This is a genomic window from Bradyrhizobium sp. WBAH42 (assembly GCF_024585265.1).
GTDB lineage: Bacteria > Pseudomonadota > Alphaproteobacteria > Rhizobiales > Xanthobacteraceae > Bradyrhizobium.
Map to the genome: position 1 here is coordinate 5,008,567 of NZ_CP036533.1, position 17,231 is coordinate 5,025,797.

General features: G+C 62.1%; 16 protein-coding genes, 1 tRNA gene and 3 pseudogenes. 11 read left to right on the forward strand and 9 right to left on the reverse strand.

Features of this window, described 5'->3' with window-relative positions; genetic code table 11:
* Positions 1-24 precede the first annotated feature (24 nt).
* Positions 25-1,632, forward strand: coding sequence for a hypothetical protein (locus tag DCG74_RS23380; RefSeq protein ID WP_172789178.1), 1,608 nt, complete (start codon positions 25-27; stop codon positions 1,630-1,632).
* Between the two features lie 18 nt (positions 1,633-1,650).
* Here the strand turns inward: DCG74_RS23380 and DCG74_RS23385 are convergent.
* Positions 1,651-1,725, reverse strand: a tRNA-Glu gene (locus DCG74_RS23385).
* A 224-nt stretch (positions 1,726-1,949) separates the two neighbouring features.
* Here DCG74_RS23385 and DCG74_RS23390 point away from each other — a divergent pair.
* From DCG74_RS23390 to DCG74_RS23400, 3 genes are read left to right on the forward strand one after another with little or no spacing between them, the layout of a single operon-like run.
* Positions 1,950-2,204 carry a PilZ domain-containing protein gene (locus DCG74_RS23390; RefSeq protein ID WP_172789179.1) on the forward strand — a complete coding sequence of 85 codons (255 nt, stop codon included), beginning with the start codon at positions 1,950-1,952 and terminating at the stop codon, positions 2,202-2,204.
* Positions 2,205-2,254: 50 nt separating this feature from the next.
* Positions 2,255-2,500: a hypothetical protein gene (locus tag DCG74_RS23395; protein ID WP_172789184.1), complete on the forward strand. Its 246-nt coding sequence runs from the start codon at positions 2,255-2,257 to the stop codon at positions 2,498-2,500.
* A gap of 5 nt (positions 2,501-2,505) precedes the next feature.
* The gene (locus tag DCG74_RS23400) at positions 2,506-2,673 is read left to right on the forward strand and encodes a hypothetical protein (RefSeq protein ID WP_172789180.1); all 168 of its coding nucleotides are present in this window, start codon (positions 2,506-2,508) and stop codon (positions 2,671-2,673) included.
* Positions 2,674-2,800: 127 nt separating this feature from the next.
* Here the strand turns inward: DCG74_RS23400 and DCG74_RS23405 are convergent, their stop codons facing one another.
* Both DCG74_RS23405 and DCG74_RS23410 read right to left on the reverse strand, forming a co-directional pair.
* Positions 2,801-3,439: a glutathione S-transferase family protein gene (locus tag DCG74_RS23405; protein WP_172789181.1), complete on the reverse strand. Its 639-nt coding sequence runs from the start codon at positions 3,437-3,439 to the stop codon at positions 2,801-2,803.
* 292 nt (positions 3,440-3,731) lie between these two features.
* Positions 3,732-4,184, reverse strand: a complete 453-nt coding sequence (locus DCG74_RS23410) for a VOC family protein (protein WP_172789182.1) — start codon at positions 4,182-4,184, stop codon at positions 3,732-3,734.
* 47 nt (positions 4,185-4,231) lie between these two features.
* Here DCG74_RS23410 and trbG point away from each other — a divergent pair.
* The 6 genes and pseudogenes from trbG to DCG74_RS23440 all read left to right on the forward strand — a co-directional run.
* Positions 4,232-5,014 (forward strand): annotated as a pseudogene (gene trbG / locus DCG74_RS23415) (P-type conjugative transfer protein TrbG); the annotation flags it as partial.
* Positions 5,011-6,220 (forward strand): annotated as a pseudogene (locus tag DCG74_RS23420) (TrbI/VirB10 family protein). The pseudogenes trbG and DCG74_RS23420, both read left to right, overlap by 4 nt.
* Positions 6,221-6,223: 3 nt before the next feature.
* On the forward strand, positions 6,224-6,433 hold the full coding sequence (locus tag DCG74_RS23425) for a DUF2274 domain-containing protein (RefSeq protein ID WP_172789227.1): 210 nt from the start codon (positions 6,224-6,226) through the stop codon (positions 6,431-6,433).
* Positions 6,434-6,503: 70 nt separating this feature from the next.
* Positions 6,504-6,740 carry a hypothetical protein gene (locus DCG74_RS23430; RefSeq protein WP_172789228.1) on the forward strand — a complete coding sequence of 79 codons (237 nt, stop codon included), beginning with the start codon at positions 6,504-6,506 and terminating at the stop codon, positions 6,738-6,740.
* Between the two features lie 52 nt (positions 6,741-6,792).
* On the forward strand, positions 6,793-7,173 hold the full coding sequence (locus DCG74_RS23435) for a hypothetical protein (RefSeq protein ID WP_172789229.1): 381 nt from the start codon (positions 6,793-6,795) through the stop codon (positions 7,171-7,173).
* Positions 7,173-7,814 (forward strand): hypothetical protein, encoded by a 642-nt coding sequence (locus tag DCG74_RS23440; protein ID WP_172789230.1) that lies wholly within the window; start codon positions 7,173-7,175, stop codon positions 7,812-7,814. The genes DCG74_RS23435 and DCG74_RS23440 overlap by 1 nt, the downstream gene beginning before the upstream one ends.
* Before the next feature lie 227 nt (positions 7,815-8,041).
* On the opposite strand, the gene DCG74_RS23445 is transcribed toward DCG74_RS23440, so the two are convergent.
* The gene (locus DCG74_RS23445) at positions 8,042-10,390 is read right to left on the reverse strand and encodes a hypothetical protein (RefSeq protein WP_246709045.1); all 2,349 of its coding nucleotides are present in this window, start codon (positions 10,388-10,390) and stop codon (positions 8,042-8,044) included.
* A gap of 126 nt (positions 10,391-10,516) precedes the next feature.
* On the opposite strand from DCG74_RS23445, the gene DCG74_RS23450 reads away from it, so the two are divergent.
* Positions 10,517-10,867 (forward strand): hypothetical protein, encoded by a 351-nt coding sequence (locus tag DCG74_RS23450; protein WP_172789231.1) that lies wholly within the window; start codon positions 10,517-10,519, stop codon positions 10,865-10,867.
* A gap of 374 nt (positions 10,868-11,241) precedes the next feature.
* Here the strand turns inward: DCG74_RS23450 and DCG74_RS23455 are convergent, their stop codons facing one another.
* From DCG74_RS23455 to DCG74_RS23475, 5 genes and pseudogenes are all read right to left on the reverse strand, one after another.
* Positions 11,242-11,844: an RNA ligase family protein gene (locus tag DCG74_RS23455; RefSeq protein WP_337993365.1), complete on the reverse strand. Its 603-nt coding sequence runs from the start codon at positions 11,842-11,844 to the stop codon at positions 11,242-11,244.
* A gap of 654 nt (positions 11,845-12,498) precedes the next feature.
* Entirely contained in the window at positions 12,499-12,717 is a 219-nt protein-coding gene (locus DCG74_RS23460; RefSeq protein WP_370154077.1) for a hypothetical protein, read from the reverse strand.
* Positions 12,718-14,319: 1,602 nt separating this feature from the next.
* Positions 14,320-15,309, reverse strand: a complete 990-nt coding sequence (locus tag DCG74_RS23465) for an SIS domain-containing protein (RefSeq protein ID WP_246709046.1) — start codon at positions 15,307-15,309, stop codon at positions 14,320-14,322.
* A 3-nt stretch (positions 15,310-15,312) separates the two neighbouring features.
* Complete coding sequence (locus DCG74_RS23470) at positions 15,313-16,311, reverse strand: N-acetylmuramic acid 6-phosphate etherase (protein ID WP_210268554.1); 999 nt, start codon at positions 16,309-16,311, stop codon at positions 15,313-15,315.
* Positions 16,283-17,219, reverse strand: a pseudogene (locus DCG74_RS23475) (BadF/BadG/BcrA/BcrD ATPase family protein). Before DCG74_RS23475 ends, DCG74_RS23470 begins: the two are co-directional and overlap by 29 nt.
* Between the last annotated feature and the right edge of the window lie 12 nt (positions 17,220-17,231).

Consider the following 17,231-nt stretch of genomic DNA (forward strand, 5'->3'; position numbering starts at 1 on the left):
GACGATTGCTTTCCCGACGCACGGTTGAGCGGAAGGATCAGAACGCTGCTGATCCTCATCGTGCCGTCGCTGTATCTGGCGGCGACCTTGCTCTATTCGGCCTACCAGGCCGTTTGGGGCGTCCAGGTCGATCCGGAATCGGCCTACACGATGAACGGGCTGGCGATGGCGGCGGGATACGGCTCGCTGAAATTCGATCACCCGGGTACGACGACGACGCTGCTCGTCGCGTTGATCGTCAGGGGCTGGGCTCTGGTCGCCGGGGCCGGGGATATCGTCGCGTTCGGGCTCGAACACTACGATGCCATCACATGGGCAGGCCGAACCGGAGAGGCGCTGGCGCTCACTGGCGCGTTGCTGGCGAGCGGACTCATCGTCGGTCGGACGACCCAGAGCGCGATCGCTGCGATGCTGTTTCAGGCCGGTGCGTTCGTGCACTCCGACTCGTTTCACTTCCAGACCGTGCTTGCGCCGGAAAGCCTGATGGCCGCCTTCGCGCTGTTCGGCATGGCGATCGTGATCAAGGCCGCGCTCGATGCGCGCCCGCCGGGGACGGGGCTCGGCGTCGTGTCCGGGGTCATCTTCGCCGTCGGATTTTCGACCAAATATCTCTATCTGCCGCAGGCGCTGTTCGCCGTGTGCCTGCTCAGAAACAGGCGTGCGTTCGTCGCCGCCACGATCGCCGGGGCGATCGGCTTCGTTGGCTTCAGCCTGATCTTCAATCCGGGAACGATCACGCGCGGATTCGGATGGCTTGCGCAAATCGCCACCCACAAGGGAAACTACGGCGAGGGCGAGCCAGGGTTCATTGATTTCGGAATATTCTGGTCGAACATGGCCGCGATCGTCAAAGCCGCGCCGCTTGTGCTCGCCGTGTACGTCGTCGCCGCGGCCGTGGCGCTGACCTGGTGCGTCAGGAGCCGGAGCTGGCGGGATCCGGTCAGCCTGACGCTCGGTGCCGCCGTCCTCATCTATGCCGCGCACCTCGTGGCAACGTCGAAGCATTATGCGGTCCATTACATGCTGCTGCCCTGGGTGCTGACGGGTGGCGTACTGGTCCTTGTGGTGGTGCAGGTCAGACGGCTCGTCCCGGCGGTCCCGTCGGCCGCGCTGAGCCTGCTCGCTGGCAGCCTGTGCGTGGCGATCAGCGCGGGGACGTTGATCGAAGCCCGCGGCGCAGCGCTGCATTCGTATCGCTTGAACGCGATCGGAGCCAGGCTCTCGAAGGCCGTGGTCGCGGCAGGCCCCGCCTGCGCCAACGTCTCCAGCATGTTCGTGCGCGCGCCGGAAAACGACATGAACCACGGCTGGGACATGACGGTGCAGCTCTGGGGCGACAAGGCGATGCGGGACAGGTTCTCTGCGGCCTATGCGAGCGTCTTCAGGATCCCGCTCCTGGACCACAACGGCTACACGCACGTCCTCAAGAACAACTTTCGTCCGGACAGCTACGCGAAGCTCGCGGCGGATTATCCCTGCATCATCGTCCGCGCACCGGAGGCGCTCGATGCCGAAAGCTCGATCGGGCTGCTGGGCCTCAATCCCGACCATTGCCTGATCGAGGGGATCCACGTCTATACCGTCGGGCTTGCCTGCGCGAAGGTCGGCAGCAGCTTCCTGGAGCAGCGGTGAGGGGGATTGCGGACTGGCTGGCGCTCCCTAGCGGAATCGAACCGCTCTCTCCACCGTGAAAGGGTGGCGTCCTAACCGATAGACGAAGGGAGCAAACGCAGGGCCCTGCCGATTGTCCCGGCACGGCCGCTGGCCGGCCGAACAGGGTCCGGCGGCTTGCAGCGGGCGAACGTATAGTGGCCTTTGCGCTCCCGGGCAAGCCGTTCGGGAACGGTCTTTTGGCTCCGGTGGATAGTCCCGAGCCCGGGATCATTCGGAGGCGATTTCAACGGTTTGTTAGGGTTCCCTGCGTAGCGCTGGACGGGGAGATTTTGCCGATGCCACCGCCGAAGAAGCGCGCAGCCCGCAAGCTGCTGTCGCAGCACGCCTGGATTACGCTGGACGGCGGATTCGCCGCGCGGCACTGCCTGGTCCAGGACATTTCGGATTCGGGCGCCAAGATCACCCTCGACGAGGACGCAAGCCAGCTTCCCGGCGTGATCCGGATGGCCTTCGCGCGCGATGCGCGCACCGGGCGGAGCTGCCAAGTGATCTGGCGCCGCGGCAAGTCGGCCGGCGTCAGGTTCCTCTGATCGCGGACCGCCCGATGGCGCGCGCGGCCGGTCCGGGCTACAAGGCGGCGATGCGCACGCCGCTCCTCATCCTGCTCTGTCTGCTGGCCACGTCCGCGACCGCGGCCGAGAGCCTGCGCCTGCCGCCTGCCGAGCCGCCACAGGCGGGCAACTCGCTGCCGCTGGCCGGCAGCACGGCCGGGAAGGCGAAGGCAGGCTCCTGCGCCGCGTACGGCCCGCGCTTCGTGATGGTCGAGGGCACCGGGACCTGCGTCCAGCTCGGCGGCGCGATCAGCGTCGACACCATCCGGCGCTGAAGGCCATGCCTGCGGATCTGGTGCGGCTCGACATCATCGTTCCCGTGCTGATGTATTGCGCGCTGCTGTGGTGGGTCGGCCGCGGCCTCAGCTGGACCGCGCGCCTTGCGACCGCCGCGGTGACGCTGTTGCTGATCATCGCCGTGCTGCTGGTCGAGCGCGGCTGGCGCTAGCGCACGTCAAAAGTTGAGAAAACAACCCCATGCACAGTAGCCGTCAAGCGCGGCCGTGACGCCGCGGGGCGCGCGCCGGAACGAGGATTCCCCGCGCGATCGCCGCAGCTTGACCCGCGCGAGGTGCTCACGACATCGGCGGTGCGACGAATTGCGCAAATCCCGGCCGCTTGCCGAGCTCGGCGAGCCAGCGCGTGAGGTGCGGCTGTGCCGGCCGGCTGATGCCCTCGACCCCGAGCCAGCGCCGCGCATAGGATCCGACGGCGATATCGGCCAGCGTGAACGTATCGCCCTCGATGAAGCGGCGCGTGGCGAGCAGGCGGTCGGCGATCGCCCAGACCTCGGCAGCGGCATCGGCATCGCGCTGCACCTGGATCATGTCGCGCTCGGCGGGCGCGGTGCGTACGATGCCCCAGAACACCGGGCGGTCGACCGGCTGCACCGTCGCCAGCGTCCAGTCGAGCCAGCGGTCGACCGAGGCGCGCTGCTTCGGCGCCTCGGGGTAGATCGGCGTGCCGCGCCCATGCGCCATGCAGAGATAACGCATGATCGAATTGGATTCCCACAGCACGAAGTCGCCCTCGACCAGCGTCGGAATCCGCGCATTGGGATTCATCGACAGATATTCGGCCTCGCGCGTCTTGCCGTATTGCATGCCGGCATCGATCCGCTCGTAAGCGAGGCCGAGCTCGGTGCAGCACCACAGCACCTTCTGCACGTTGACCGAGTTGGCGCGGCCCCAGATCGTCAGCTTGGTGTCAGGCATGAAGCGTCTCCCCGCATTGTCGCTTGCTGCGGGTGATAGCGGAATTCGGCGCGCCGAGCGATGCGCGATTGCATCGTGCCCCTCATGCAAAAAGCTCCGCACGCGGCGGAGCTTTCATTGCAAAGTTCAAGCCTTTCACTCAGCGGCCGAAGAACAGCCACAACAGAATGATCACCGGGATCGGCACGCCAAGCATCCACAGCAACAGCCCTCTCGCCATCGCATCCTCCTCCAATCGCATCGCTTGGAGGGTGAACGCGGGCAGTGGGCGCTTGTTCCTGCGCGAAAGGGCCTACCAATGGCCGGTATTGGGCATCGACGCCCAGGGCTCCTGCGGCGGCTTCGGATCGCCCTTCTGCAGCAGCTCGATCGAGTGCAGGTCCGGCGAGCGGACGAAGGCCATGTTGCCGTCGCGCGGGGGACGGTTGATGGTGACGCCCGCCTTCATCAGCTTCTCGCAGGTGGCGTAGATGTCGTCGACCTCATAGGCGAGATGGCCGAAGAAGCGATCCTCGCCATACTTCTCCTCGTCCCAATTGTAAGTGAGCTCGACCAGCGGCGCCCCGCGGGTCGGCGGCTGCTTCTTCAAGGCTTCGAGATCGTCCGCCGAGCACAGGAACACCAGCGTGAACCGCCCCTTCTCGTTCTCGATCCGCCGCACCTCCTTCAAGCCGAAAGCATCAACATAGAATTTCAGCGCGACATCGAGATTGCGCACGCGCAGCATGGTGTGGAGGTATCGCATGGTTGTTGCTCCCTGGAACGGACGGAGGGTTTTGTCTTGGGCCGGGACAGCCGGCTCTCGGCGGCAAGTCAGGCGGGAAAGAAGACACCGAGCCGGTGAGCCGGGTTGAGACCGCAAACAGCGCTGCGCGAGTAGAGCCTCGCAAGAGGGGATATTTCAATGCGGCGCAGATCTACGCCTACAGTCCCGGGGCGCTCTATCAGATTTACGCTGCACCGGGGCAGATCACGGATATCGCGCTCGAGGAAGGAGAGCAACTGACGGGATCAGGGCCGATCGCGTCCGGAGATACCGTACGCTGGGTCGTGGGTGATACCGAAAGCGGGAGCGGCGACACGCGGCGCGTCCATATTCTGGTCAAGCCGACCCGAGCTTCAATCGAGACCAACTTGGTGGTCAATACCGACCGGCGCACCTACCTGATCGAGCTTCGCTCCCGCGAACGGCCATACATGCCGTCTGTTGCCTGGTATTATCCAGAAACGGTACGGGAACGATCGCGCTCGGTCGCTCTGAAACCTGTTATTCCGGAGCCAGCGCAGCGCATCTCCCGCTATACGATCGAAGGGGACAGTCCTCCCTGGCGGCCCCTCGCCGCATATGACGATGGCCGCAAGGTCTACATTGAATTCCCGCAAGGTATCGTGCAGGGCGAGATGCCTCCGCTCTTCGTCATTGGTCCAGATGGCAAGACTGAACTCGTCAACTATCGCGCTTACGGCAACGTGTTGATCGTCGATCGGCTGTTTGCTGCCGCCGAACTGCGGCTTGGCGGCGAGCACCAGCAGAGGGTCCGTATTGTCAGGACCGACGGGAAGCCGTCGTCATGAACACTCGGAATGTAAACGATCACGAGCAAGCAGTTCAGTCGGAGATACAAGGGGAGCAGTCCGAAAGCTTCCGCTTGAGAGCAGAGCACCCGCGCGTGACACGGTTGTCACGAAAAGTCTTGGCAGGAGGGAGCGCGGTCGTATTGCTCGTCATCGGTGGGACTGTGCTGTGGTCGTTACAGAACAATCGCCCTCGAAACCAGGCGGCCGATGAGCTTTACAGCACTGACCATCACAACGTTGCCGACGGCATCACGATGCTGCCAAAGGACTATTCTGGCGTTCTGCGCCAGCCAATCCCGCAGCTTGGTCCGCCGCTCCCTGGGGACCTCGGCCGACCGATCCTTGCCGCTCAAGGCATCGCCGACAATCGGTGGGGACCAGGAACAGCAGCGCCAAGATCAGGAGACCGAGGCAGCACGCATCAGTCATCTGTTTGCTTCGACCAGTGGAGCAGGAGTGCGTCCGTCCGCCGCTACGGTTCCTGGAAGTGAGCGCGTGACGTCGCCGAATGCGTCGAGCGCAGGCGATGACGGATTTGCGCAAAATGGCCAGGACCGGAAGCTTGCCTTCGTGAACGCATCCTTGGATCGTCGTACGGTCAGCCCTGACCGCATCGCGAGGCCAGCTTCGCCGTACATCGCGCAGGCCGGGACGGTCATTCCGGGGGCCCTGATCACCGGGATACGATCGGAGCTGCCTGGCCAGATCACGGCGCAGGTAACCGAGAATGTCTTTGACACGCCGACCGGGCGCTTTCTGCTTTTGCCACAGGGTGCGCGTCTGATCGGCACCTACGATAGCCAGGTCACTTTCGGCCAGTCGCGCGTTCTGCTCGTCTGGACTCGGCTGATCATGCCAAATGGACGTTCTGTCGTTCTCGAGCGGCAGCCTGGCGCTGACACCGCTGGATATGCAGGCCTCGAAGACCAGGTCGACAATCACTGGGGTGAGCTCTTCAAGGCTGCGGCACTATCGACGTTTCTAGCGGTCGGCACCGAACTGGGGGCTGGCTCGGACACCAACAGCAACGACAGCGCCATCATCCAAGCATTGCGGCACGGCGCCTCGGACTCACTGAACCAGACCGGGCAGCAGGTAGTTCGGCGCAGCCTCAACATCCAGCCCACACTGACCGTGCGACCCGGCTTCCCGGTTCGCGTTGTCGTCAATCGTGACCTGATACTTGCGCCTTACGGAGGATAGGGGATGGCCAAGCTGAGAATAGGAGCGCTGGAAGACGACAAGCCGGTCAAGGTTACCACTGAGCTTCCAGCGTCAGTCCATCGGGATCTCGTCGCCTATGCAGAGGCCGTGGCACGCGAAAACGGGCAGCGTATCGATCCGGCAAAGCTGATCGCGCCCATGCTGGCGCGTGCTATTATTGGCGCGCCAGTGCCATCTAGAAGCTCGCGATAAGTTAACCCCACCCGAAAAGCATGCTTTGCTTGCGCAGAGGCTTTCGAGGAACCTGACCGACGAAGAGCGGATGATCGCCTACATCGAGGCCGCCGGCGCATCTGGCATTGCCGCCTATGAGATCGCGAACAAGGGCAAGATCGCTCGGGATCGCGTCGCCGTCATCGGCGAGATGTTCGAGAACATGGGCATGATCCGCTCGGCTCTTGTCCGCACGTCGGATCGAGGACGCAAGGGGACGCGGTACTTCATGAGCAAATACGGTGAGCCGATGATCGGGGAGGGCGGTCGCCTGATCCCGGCCTGACGGAGACCGGATCGGTCTCTCTCGATGCGCCGATCTGCGCGAGCATTCGCGCATGGAAACTCGCATCGTCAACACGATTCCCGAATGGCGCTATCAGGCCGAAGTGATCGCGCGTCTTCACAAGCTCGAAGACGACGGTCTGCCGTTTACGTGTGCCGGTGATATGAACCGAGCGCGCCGCAATCGGCGCGAGCGCATGGAGGCCAAAGTCACGGGCCTCACGGCGGGCGAGCCCGACGTTCGCGTTTATATCACCGGCGGCGTTCTGCTCAGCTTCGAACTGAAGACGCCCAAGGGATCGCGCTCGAAGGATCAGAAGGATCGGCACGCGAAGCTGATCGACCTGGGCTTCGAGGTAATCACCGTCAAGGCGAAGAGGCCCGAAGAGATGGCCGATCTGATCGAGATCGAAGTACGCAATCGGCTGCCCTGATGCAAATCACGCTCACGCTCACGAAGGGGATGCTCGACCGGCTAGATCAGCTTCGTGATCGCAGCATCAACACCGCGACTGCAAAGGCGCTAACCTTCACTGCGAAGGACGCGCAGCAAGCGTTGCGGACGCAAATCCCAGGCGTCTTCGTGCTGCGTCGGCCCTGGGTAATCAGCGGCATCCGCATTCGCCCGGCGAACGGCGGCAACCTCAGGTCAGTGGTTGGCAGCATCGACAAGTACATGGAGCGCCATGTCATCGGTGCGGGCAAAGAGAAGTATCCCGACAACGCGCTCTCGATCCACTCGAACCGCAATAGCAGCGGCCGACTCGCGACCGGCGGCATCCTCATCAAACCCTATGGCTCCATCGGCAGCGCCCCGGTTCATACCGTGGTGCGTCGCCAGTTGAAGCGCGTGGACGGTCAGAAGCGCAAGTCGTTCCAGATCGTGTCGGGAAGGAAGGTGCTGATCGTGCGTCGTCGCACGAAGAAGCGTCTGCCGCTGCAAACGCTCGCGGTGCTTCAGGGGAGCGCAACGATCAATGAGCATTGGGATTTCCTCGGGACCGTGTCTGGCGTCGTCCAGGCGCGCTTCCCGCAGCACCTCTATCGCGCGGTGGTCAATGCAGCGACGCGATAGAGGGTCCATGAGCGAATCAATTCCCCCCCTTCGAGGGGGAAGGTTCATGAGCGAAATGACTCACACCCTCCCTCGCACGTAAGCCGCGCACGCAAATCACTCAGACTACGGCCATCGATGTCAGCCCCCTCGACCAAGCCCCCGGCCTGCTCAGGATCAGTGGCATTTCTGTGCCGGGCGGAGGTGGTGGAGGGGATCGTGTCCGGCAGTGTCGCGCCGATCATCCCCTACACGGGTGGATGATCATCTCGTTCCTGAAGCTCCTCTGAGGGGTCGGAGACTGCCGAGGGCATCGCTTGATCATCCAGATGATCCAGCAGTCGCTCAAGCTCCCCTTGCGGGAGTTGCTCTGAATGGAATGCGGCTTGAAGCTTCTCTGCTGGTTCGTCATCAAGCAGCCGCCGAAGCTCCCCTGGAGGGAACTGGTCAAGATCAAAAGTAAGGTCTTCCGGATCGATGGAGAACGACAGAGCAGGTTGATTGCCTCCTAGTCCGTGAAGCTCGTCATGCAACTGCTTTTCCAGTCGCCGAAGCTCCTCTGAAGGGTCGGAGACTGCCGACGGCATGGCTTGATCATCGAGGTGATCCAGCACTCGCCGAAGCTCCCCTTGCGGAGGTTGCTCTGAATGGAATGCGGCTTGCGCCTGAATGAAAGGCGACGACGCCCGGTGACCGTCTAGCCAATCCTGAAGCTCCTCTGCTGGCTCGTCCGGTCGCAGAAGCTCATCTGGTGAGAACAGCTCGCGATCCGAAGTAAAGTCTTCCGGATCGATGGGAAACGACAGAGCATAATTGTCTCCTAGTCCGTGACGCTCGTCATGCAACTGCTTTTCCAGCCGCCGAAGCTCCTCTGAAGGGTCGGAGACTGCCGACGGCATGGCTTGATTATCGACATGATCCAGCACTCGCCGAAGCTCCCCTTGCGGAGGTTGCTCTGCATGGAATGCGGCTTGCGCCTGAATGAAAGGCGACGGCGCCGGGTGACCGTCTAGCCAATCCTGAAGCTCCTCTGCTGGTTCGTCATCAAGCGGTCGCAGAAGCTCATCTGGTGAGAACAGCTCGCGATCCGAAGTAAGCTCTTCCGGATCGATGGGAAACGACAGAGCATAATTGTCTCCTAGTCCGTGAAGCTCGTCATGCAACTGAAGCTCCTCTGAAAGGTCGGAGACTGCCGACGGCATGGCTTGATCACCCGAATGATCCAGCACTCGCCGAAGCTCACCCTGAGGGAGCTGCTCTGACTGGAATGCGGTTTGCTCCTGAATGAAAGCGGAGGGGGCGTGCTGACCGTCCTGTTCCTCCTGAAGCTCCTCGAGCCGAGTGTTCGCTTGCTGGGACGCGCTGTGCTGCGCACCGGCGTCGTCGATGCGCAGCGGTTCCATCAGCGCGACGGTTTCGGGATTGATGAGGGGCACGTTCTGGGGAGGAGGATTAAGCTTAGCGCGAGGGCGGCCGGGCGGCGCGGGCACGACTACTCCCGTCGTCATCAAGGTGCGGAAATAGTCTAACGCTTCGAGGAGATTGGCATCACTCGCTCCGGGGTACCTGTGTATGGCACCATCGTCGCTCAGCGACTTGCTGTCCAGCCGAGCAACAATGCTCGGTCTGTTGTTCTCGAACAGCCAACGGCTAAACTTAACAAGGCAGCTTCCAAGTCGCCTTGCCGCTTCGGAGGCCTTGCCGCCCTGGATGAGGGCCTGCTGAAGCCTCACGACCGCGGCAGCATCCTCGGAATAGAGAGGCCGCTTGTCCGACCCACGGATTATGACGCCTGTTGAGGCAACCTGCGGTGCTGCGCTACTTCCTCCTGAAGCGGCGTTTGCGCTTGGTTGTGGGTATAGCACAACCTCTTCCAGATCGTTCAGCGTCCTCAGTCTCTTCCCTGCTCTCGAATGAGCGGCGTGGGCATAATACGCACGAAGGACTCCTACCGCTGTCTTCATAGCTCCATTATTCGGAAAGTGCGTATTTAGGTGAGCGAGCAGGGACTTGTGGTCCGCTAGATCGGTCATTTGGTCGCCACGGCGGAGGTCATTCACCAGTCGACGAAGTGCCCGCGTATAACTTTTAGCCGTATTAGGTTGTAGATTTTGCTGAGCCGCATATCCAGCAATCACGGTATCGATAAGGTTCCGGTCCTCTTCAGTCAAATGGGGATAGGCGGGGAGATGATACTCACGAAGAACGGTCACCCCTCTCTTCACATTTGTGTCTTTCGGGAAGTGAGTATTTGCGTGATCGTGCAGGGCCTTGTGGTCCGCTAGATCGGTCGTTTGGCCGCCACGGCGGAGGTCATTCACCAGTCGACGAAGTCCCGTAGAATAACCTGTAGCCGTTGCAGGTTGTACGTTTTTCCGAGCCACATATTGAGCAACCGCGCTGTCGATAAGGCTCAAGTCTTCTGTAGACAGGTAGGGATAATCAGGGCCCCTGCTGGCGACGGGAGCAGCCTGGCTTGCCTCGGCCAAGTGGTGCTCAAATTCCATGGCCTCGTCCGTCTGCGGCGCTTCGGAGACCGCGTGCTGCACCGGCGACGAAGCTGCTACATTAAATGGATTAAAGTTTTGCGGGTCCACGTTCGCCTCACGTTCAAGATAACCTGAGCAGGTCTTCTACTCGGGCTAACTTTCGAGTACCTGACGGGACCATGGTTCCGTACCGTTGGCCTTGGTCGTGAGCGGTATCGTCTGAAAACCGAGAGTGTGAAGCTGTTCACCTTGGCCGGATCTCTCCTCGCCTACAGTATCAACGTTCCCCTCTGGGACGCTCATCCGGGAATGGACGAGTTGGGCGAGGCTGGAGGCGCGGCCATGAAGCGCCATGCAATGAGCAAGTATTTCGGTAATGGCGCCGGCCACGTTCTGCGCCAACACAATAGCGCCGTGCTGCAGTTCAGCTGGGGCGGCAGGCCCGACGGATCGGCCCGCTATATCGAGCGCGTCAACCGCTACACCCGCGATGGCGTGGAATATTCCAGCCTTGCCGCCCTGCTCCGCGCCGTCGAGGACGAGCACGCTCAGACGCAGCCGCAGGAACGTTCAAGCGGCGAATGAATCGCGGCCAAGACGGCTTGGAACTGAAACACTCCCGCGAGCCGGGAGTTGGCTAGTGGGCTTCGGGGCTTCGCAACGTGCGAGGCGCGCCATGACCCCTCTCCCGGTGAGCGATGTGTTTCTCACGGTCGCGTCATGGCCGTGACCTTCGTGGTGGAGATCGGCCTTTTCACCTTGATTGGAATGTTCTGAATGGATGTTCCGGCCGGCGGCCTAATCGACCTGGCCGGCCCATAGGCAGCGGCCAATTGGGGTCTACCGCAATGCAGGAGTTGTTCGGGCCAGAAGTCCGCGATGGGCTTCATAAGGCGCCGAACGTGGTCGGGGCCATAGACCTCGGCTTGGGTCTCATTCGCCGACCTGGGATATCAAGCCTAAGGGCTGCCCATGGCATCCAGCACCCGCGAGATCGCCGGATGCATTCGGTTCTTCACCTTGATCCAGTCCTTCGATCGACCGGCAGCATAACGCCGGTCGCGTCGTTTCGAGACCAGGCCCTCAAGGCCCATGCGACAGGCAGCACGAAACAGATCCGGGCCTATCTCTCCGGCCTCGAACGGGGCGACGAAAATCCCGTCCGGCCGGCCGCGGAGTAGGCGCGCGAGGTTGGTCTTGCGCACCGACAGCGGCAGCGGCCGCAGATCGTCGCCACCGAGCGCGAGCACGTCGAAAGCATAGAGCTGCACCTCTTCGTCGTGCCGGCGGGAGTGCAGCGCGTTGAAGTCGCTGATGCCGTCTACCCCGAGGATCACTGCCTCTCCATCGATCACGAATTGCTTCTCACGGTTCTTCAGCGCCGCCTCAGCAATCCAGGGATAGCGCTTCGTCCAGTCGGTGCCGTTGCGCGAGAAGAGCCGCACGCGTTCGTTCTCCCGGATGACTAGCATCCGATAGCCGTCGTGCTTTACTTCGTGGATCCAGTCCGGCCCGGAAGGGACCTGCTTGGCGGCGGTCGCCAGGCAGAGCTCGTACGCCATACGCATGAGCCGAAGGTAAGACTTCGGATAGGCTTTACGAGTCGGGAACAAGTGGCAATTTGGCGAATTGGCTTTCTGCTCCGGCGTCCCCAAAAGCCGGAGTAGAATACCCCACGGCCCCGGCAGCCGCCCCTGCTGGGGCCGTCCTGTCGTAAGCTCCATGTCAGCGGGCGTTCTCCGGTCAGAACAATCTGTGATATTAATCGATCATGCTCTGTTCTCGGAGCGTGTATTTATAAGCGGAACAAGTTTGGCTCAGTCGCTCTGACAGCAGCAGCGCCGGAATAAGGTCGCCTCAGGCGGCGCCCCAGGGTCAGCATTGCCACCCTTTTCACGCTTAAATTGTTGTACTAAGATTTCGCCCGATTGGCGATGGGGAAGTACAATGAGGAATGACCGAATTGTGACGGCCGCCATCATCGCAGTTGGCGCGCTCAACACGGCGCTCGTAGCAATAGCGCTTCTGTCTCTCTGAGCACCGATGATTTGCCGAGGACATTGATCTATCGCAACTAGCGCGCCTGACCCGATGCAGCCTCCTAGCAGGAGGCAACCATGCAACCTTGGATGCAGCCTTGGATGTTTCATGTGCTGGCATGGGGGGCAGCGGCCTTGGGCTTGGCGGCCATCCTCTCCATGAGCCTGTAAGTTCGGTCAATTGGCGAATTGCGGTGGCCTGCCGCTCTCGAAATCCGGCCTGACGTCGGCCCCGCGGCTCCCACAGCCGGCGCAGAGGAAGCGTGGCTCAACATCAGACAAGCGAACATTGTCGGACCAGCGATCGGCGCTCAGCGCGACGTGGTGGCCGCAGTGGCAGTAGACAAGCACACGGCGCAAGCCCATGGCGCGCATCTTGCCGAACGTGATCTTCATCGGTCGGCCGTCGGGGTGCGTCGGCGTATGGCGTTGCGCGGGGCGGGGCATGCGACCGAGACCTTTGGCGGTGGCCCGCCCTACTGATTCCGCAGGGATCGCTCTCAGGCAAGCCGCTACATGTTGGAGCGGTGGGCGAGGCAATGTGCTTCACCTCGGTCAAGAGGAGGCATAGAGGGTGGATCGGCTGCGGTGCTGCCGTTGGAGCCGAACCGGCGGGTCCGGGTAAAGCGGAACTTTAGGGTAATTCAGGGAAAGAAGGGCTCAGCGAAAAAAATGCGGAGTCCCGAGAGCCCAAAAAGGCTAAGCGCTTAGCTGAAAAAGCGCTTGGGCTTTGACATGGAACTCTGATTCTGTCAACCCGCGGATTGACGCCTTGTAGGAAGAATCCTATATTTATTTTCATAACCCGCCCACAGCGTGCTGTGGGTTCAAAGGCCGCTAAACAGGTTAAGCTGTTGGCGGCCTTCTGCATTTTATAGAATGACCAAGACGATTGTATATATTGATGGCTTCAACCTTTATTACAGAGCCCTTAAGGGAACTGCCCATAAGTGGCTGGACTTGGAGGCCTTAAGCTTGGCCAGCTTGCCCTCAACAGCCCCAAATCATTCAGATCAACTACTACACAGCTCGCGTTTCGGGACGATTTAGACCCGAGCGGCCCCAAAGACCAAAATACATATCTGCGAGCGCTGGGTACCAACCCGCTTATCAAGATTCACTATGGAAGGTTTCTTACCGCCCAGAAATGGTCCGGTATGGCGCCTCCAGTCCCATCGTTCCGGCCAACTCCGGTTTCCAAACATATCGTGCCGAATCCCGTCGTGGCGTGGGTGTGGAAAACGGAAGAAAAGGGCTCCGACGTGAACCTAGGCGCGCATCTTGTGCGTGATGCCTTCCTAAAGGCCTTTGATGAAGCCGCCGTCCTAACGAACGATACCGACCTTTGCGAGCCAATGCGCATCGTCAAGGAAGAGGTCGGTCTACCAATCACCTTGCTCTCCCCAGTCAATGCTCCGCATACAAGCTTGGTGAACGTATCTACTCACGTTCGCCACGTTAGCCCATACATCGGGCCGTGCCAGCTTCCGTCACCGATTCTTGGGAATGGAAAGCCGATTGTTAAGCCGCAGGACTGGTAGGTGTCCTAATTCCCCTCTGCGGGTGTCCCAATTAGGCCAGCACCAAAAAAGGGGCGGATAACTCCACGGTTAACCGCCCCTTTTTTCTGTCCGGCCGAGCCTCTTCACCTCAGCCAGGACGGCGTGTCCGCAATCGCCGGCGGCAGATCCGCCCTCGCTCGTAAACCAGATCCCAATGCCCCCGCGGCTAACGCAGACCAATCGCTCGAGTGCTTGACAGAAGACCCACCAGTCTCGGCGGCTGTCCCGATCAGTCGTTGCCCCAGGTGGGCAGCGGCGGCTCGCCGTCTGGCTACCAGGTGAACCTGTTCTTGGATGACGTTGCGATGCTTGCCCGATCGCGCCGACGTCCGTCTGACGCGGTCTCAAATTCCGGCACCGAACCGGTGCGTCTGCGCTCCAGCAGTGGTTGCAAGCCGGCGATCAGGCAGTCGTCAAAACGTCTCGGTGATCTTGCTCAGCCGAGGTGGATGATCCGGGTCGAATCCGCGGGCGCGTGCGCCTGCTCGATCATGCGATAGGCTGGAACGAGCATGGTGATCGGATCGGTGGCGGGGTCATCCTCGGCCAGCCAGGGCAGCGAGCCATGCGGTCCGCCGCAGAGATGCAGCGCGATCTTTTGCGCACGCAATTCGTCTGTCAGTGCGTCCACACTGGCCGCCGTTTCATCCATGAGGCGCATCATGACGACTGGCGTGTGCGCCGATAGCGCGGCACGTGGCCCATGCTGCAGTTCGGCGGCGCTCAAGCCGATAGAGGGCAGGCGCAGGATTTCCGAAAGCTTGAGCGCGATCTCCATCGCCGAGCCCAAGCCCAAGCCCCGAGCCGCCACAAACACAGCCGACGCCTTGGCGAGATCACCGGTAATCTCCGACCAGTCGAGGGCTAGTGCGCGGCGAAGGCGCTCTGGTAGCCTCTCGAGGGCTGACTGCAGCGCACGATCTTGCGCCAGTTCGGCAACAAGGCCGGCGCTGGCAGCCATCGAGCCGATAACGGTCTTCGTCGCCGCCACGGAGTGCTCCTGGTCGGCTGCGAGCGGAACGACGAACTCCGCGGCGTCAGCCACCGGCGACGACACCGTATTGACGATGGCAATGGTGCGGGCGCCCGAGGCGCGCGCCGACTTTGTCGCTGCGACGAGATCCGGGCTGCGCCCGGATTGCGAGATCACGATGAACAGCGCATCGCGCAGCATCAAGGGTGTGCGAAATGCAGTGATTACCGAGGGAGCGCTTGCTGAAACGGGAAGGCGAAGCCGCGTCTCGACAAGGTATCTCAGGAAAACCCCGGCATGTCCGGAGCTTCCCCGACCACACACGACGCACAAGGGGACGGAGCCAATCCCAATTCGCTGCGCGATGTCGCGCGTGGCGGGACGGCTGCGAACAATGTTGGCGACAACATCCGCGCTTTCCCCGATTTCGCTCGCCATCGCGGATGTTGTCATGACTCAACCGCTCCGCCTTGCTTGCGTGCCGCGGGGTGCCTTGGGATGCGAATCCGAATGCGAGTCCCGATCTCTGGCGAGCTCGGCAAACACGCGCCGCAGATTGCCGTCGCCGTCCTTCAGAATGGTCTCCGCTTCAGTTCTGGTGACACCCAGCGCCAGAAGGACCGCCGTCTTGACGTCCCCTTCGGCCTGCTCCAGCGCGCGTGCCGCGTGCGATGGATCGCAGTCGGCGATTTGCGCCACCATGGCCTCGGCGCGCCGCTTCAGCTTGGCATTGGTCGGCTGCATGTTCACCATCATGCCGCGATACACCCGGCCAAGACGCAGCATGATCCCCGAGGAAATCAGGTTGAGCACAACCTTCTGCGCAGTGCCTGCCTTCATCCGCGTGGAGCCGGCGATCAGCTCGCGGCCGGTCTCGATCAGGATCGGAAACTTGGCCGACGCTAGCAGCACAGTGCCAGGATTGTTGGCGACACCGACCGTCACTGCACCGCAGGAGCCTGCCTGCTGCAGGGCCGCGACCGTGAACGGCGTTGTCCCGCTGGCGGCGACCGCAATCACCACATCATGCGGTGTGAGCCGCGCGGCATTGATCTGCGCGACCGCATCATCGATGTCATCTTCCGCGCCCTCGATGCTGGTGACGAAGGCACTGTATCCGCCGGCGACGATGAATCGGACCCGCTCTTTGGGCCAGGCGAAGGTCGGCGTCAGCTCCGCGCCGTCCTGGACCGCCACGCGCCCCGAGGTGCCGGCGCCGACATAGACAAGGCGACCGTGATCGCCCAGCGCCGCTTGGGCCGCTTCGGTGGCCGCGGTGATCGAGGGGAGGGCATGACCGATCGCAGCGACCGCCGCAAGCTGGCCCTCCCACATCGCTTCCATCGCTGATGTCAGCGGCCAGGCATCGAGGTCGGCAAATCTTAGATCGACGTCTTCGGTCGCTATATTGTTGATCCAAGTGCCATCAAACGCGGAACTTCGGAGCCTGTTCATGGTCAGTTTCTCTCGGGCAGGGCCAGCGTGGGCAGGTCCAGCCGCCCTCGCGCGACCAGTAACGCGCCGGCTGTTGCGTCGGCGTCAGGACGCTTCAGGCGGGCGCGCAGGTCGGGCGTCAGCCAAGGCGTCATGGCATTCGCGAGCCCGCCCACCAGCGAGAGCCGGTCGGTCCCTCTCGCCAGGAAGAGATCGAGCAGATCGCCAATGGCATCGGCAGCGCGTTCGACAATGCGACGGCCGACCGGATCGCCCTGATTGGCGTGGCGCATCACGATCGGCGCGAATGCGGCGTAGTCCGTGGCTCTGGCTTGTTCGGACCAAGCCACCGCCTGATATGGATCATGATCGAATGCGCCCAGCACCTCTGAAAGCAATGGCGTTAACTAGCGGCGGCGATCCGCAGCGCGCAGCGCCAATCGGACAACCTGTAGACCGATGTCGGCGCCACTGCCTTCGTCCGACACGGGGAAACCATAGCCGGCGAGACGGATCTCGCGGCCGCCCACCAGGCCGACACCAACCGACCCCGTGCCGGCCACCACGATAGCCCCGTCCGCGCCGCTATGGGCGCCAAGACAGGCCGCAAGGCCGTCGCTGATGAAGTCAACGGACGCGAAAGGATGCGCAATCTCGCTGAGCGCCGCTTTCACGCCCCGGCGGCCAATGCCGGCAAGGGCAATTCCAGCGTGCATCTGCGCGAAATCCTCGCTGCTTAGTCCGGCCCGTGTGGCCGCCGCTTCAGTGGCCTCCATGATGGACCGCCAGGCCTTGTCGATGCCAATCCGTGTCGTGGCCGGTCCCGAACTCGCTTCTGCGAGCGCCGTGCCGTTTTCGTCTTCGATCCGGGCGCGACAGCGGGTTCCGCCGCCATCAATGCCGAGGTAGGTGGTACCTTTTGTTCCCATGGAGAGTTAACG

What these genes read in the sequence shown, in the direction of transcription:
- DCG74_RS23390 (WP_172789179.1), top strand. Translation starts at nt 1,950, where the DNA reads ATGCCACCGCCGAAGAAGCGCGCAGCCCGCAAGCTGCTGTCGCAGCAC.
- DCG74_RS23395 (WP_172789184.1), top strand. Translation starts at nt 2,255, where the DNA reads ATGCGCACGCCGCTCCTCATCCTGCTCTGTCTGCTGGCCACGTCCGCG.
- DCG74_RS23400 (WP_172789180.1), top strand. Translation starts at nt 2,506, where the DNA reads ATGCCTGCGGATCTGGTGCGGCTCGACATCATCGTTCCCGTGCTGATG.
- DCG74_RS23405 (WP_172789181.1), bottom strand. Translation starts at nt 3,439, where the DNA reads ATGCCTGACACCAAGCTGACGATCTGGGGCCGCGCCAACTCGGTCAAC.
- DCG74_RS23410 (WP_172789182.1), bottom strand. Translation starts at nt 4,184, where the DNA reads ATGCGATACCTCCACACCATGCTGCGCGTGCGCAATCTCGATGTCGCG.
- DCG74_RS23425 (WP_172789227.1), top strand. Translation starts at nt 6,224, where the DNA reads ATGGCCAAGCTGAGAATAGGAGCGCTGGAAGACGACAAGCCGGTCAAG.
- DCG74_RS23430 (WP_172789228.1), top strand. Translation starts at nt 6,504, where the DNA reads ATGATCGCCTACATCGAGGCCGCCGGCGCATCTGGCATTGCCGCCTAT.
- DCG74_RS23435 (WP_172789229.1), top strand. Translation starts at nt 6,793, where the DNA reads ATGGAAACTCGCATCGTCAACACGATTCCCGAATGGCGCTATCAGGCC.
- DCG74_RS23440 (WP_172789230.1), top strand. Translation starts at nt 7,173, where the DNA reads ATGCAAATCACGCTCACGCTCACGAAGGGGATGCTCGACCGGCTAGAT.
- DCG74_RS23455 (WP_337993365.1), bottom strand. Translation starts at nt 11,844, where the DNA reads ATGGCGTACGAGCTCTGCCTGGCGACCGCCGCCAAGCAGGTCCCTTCC.
- DCG74_RS23460 (WP_370154077.1), bottom strand. Translation starts at nt 12,717, where the DNA reads ATGAAGATCACGTTCGGCAAGATGCGCGCCATGGGCTTGCGCCGTGTG.
- DCG74_RS23465 (WP_246709046.1), bottom strand. Translation starts at nt 15,309, where the DNA reads ATGACAACATCCGCGATGGCGAGCGAAATCGGGGAAAGCGCGGATGTT.
- DCG74_RS23470 (WP_210268554.1), bottom strand. Translation starts at nt 16,311, where the DNA reads ATGAACAGGCTCCGAAGTTCCGCGTTTGATGGCACTTGGATCAACAAT.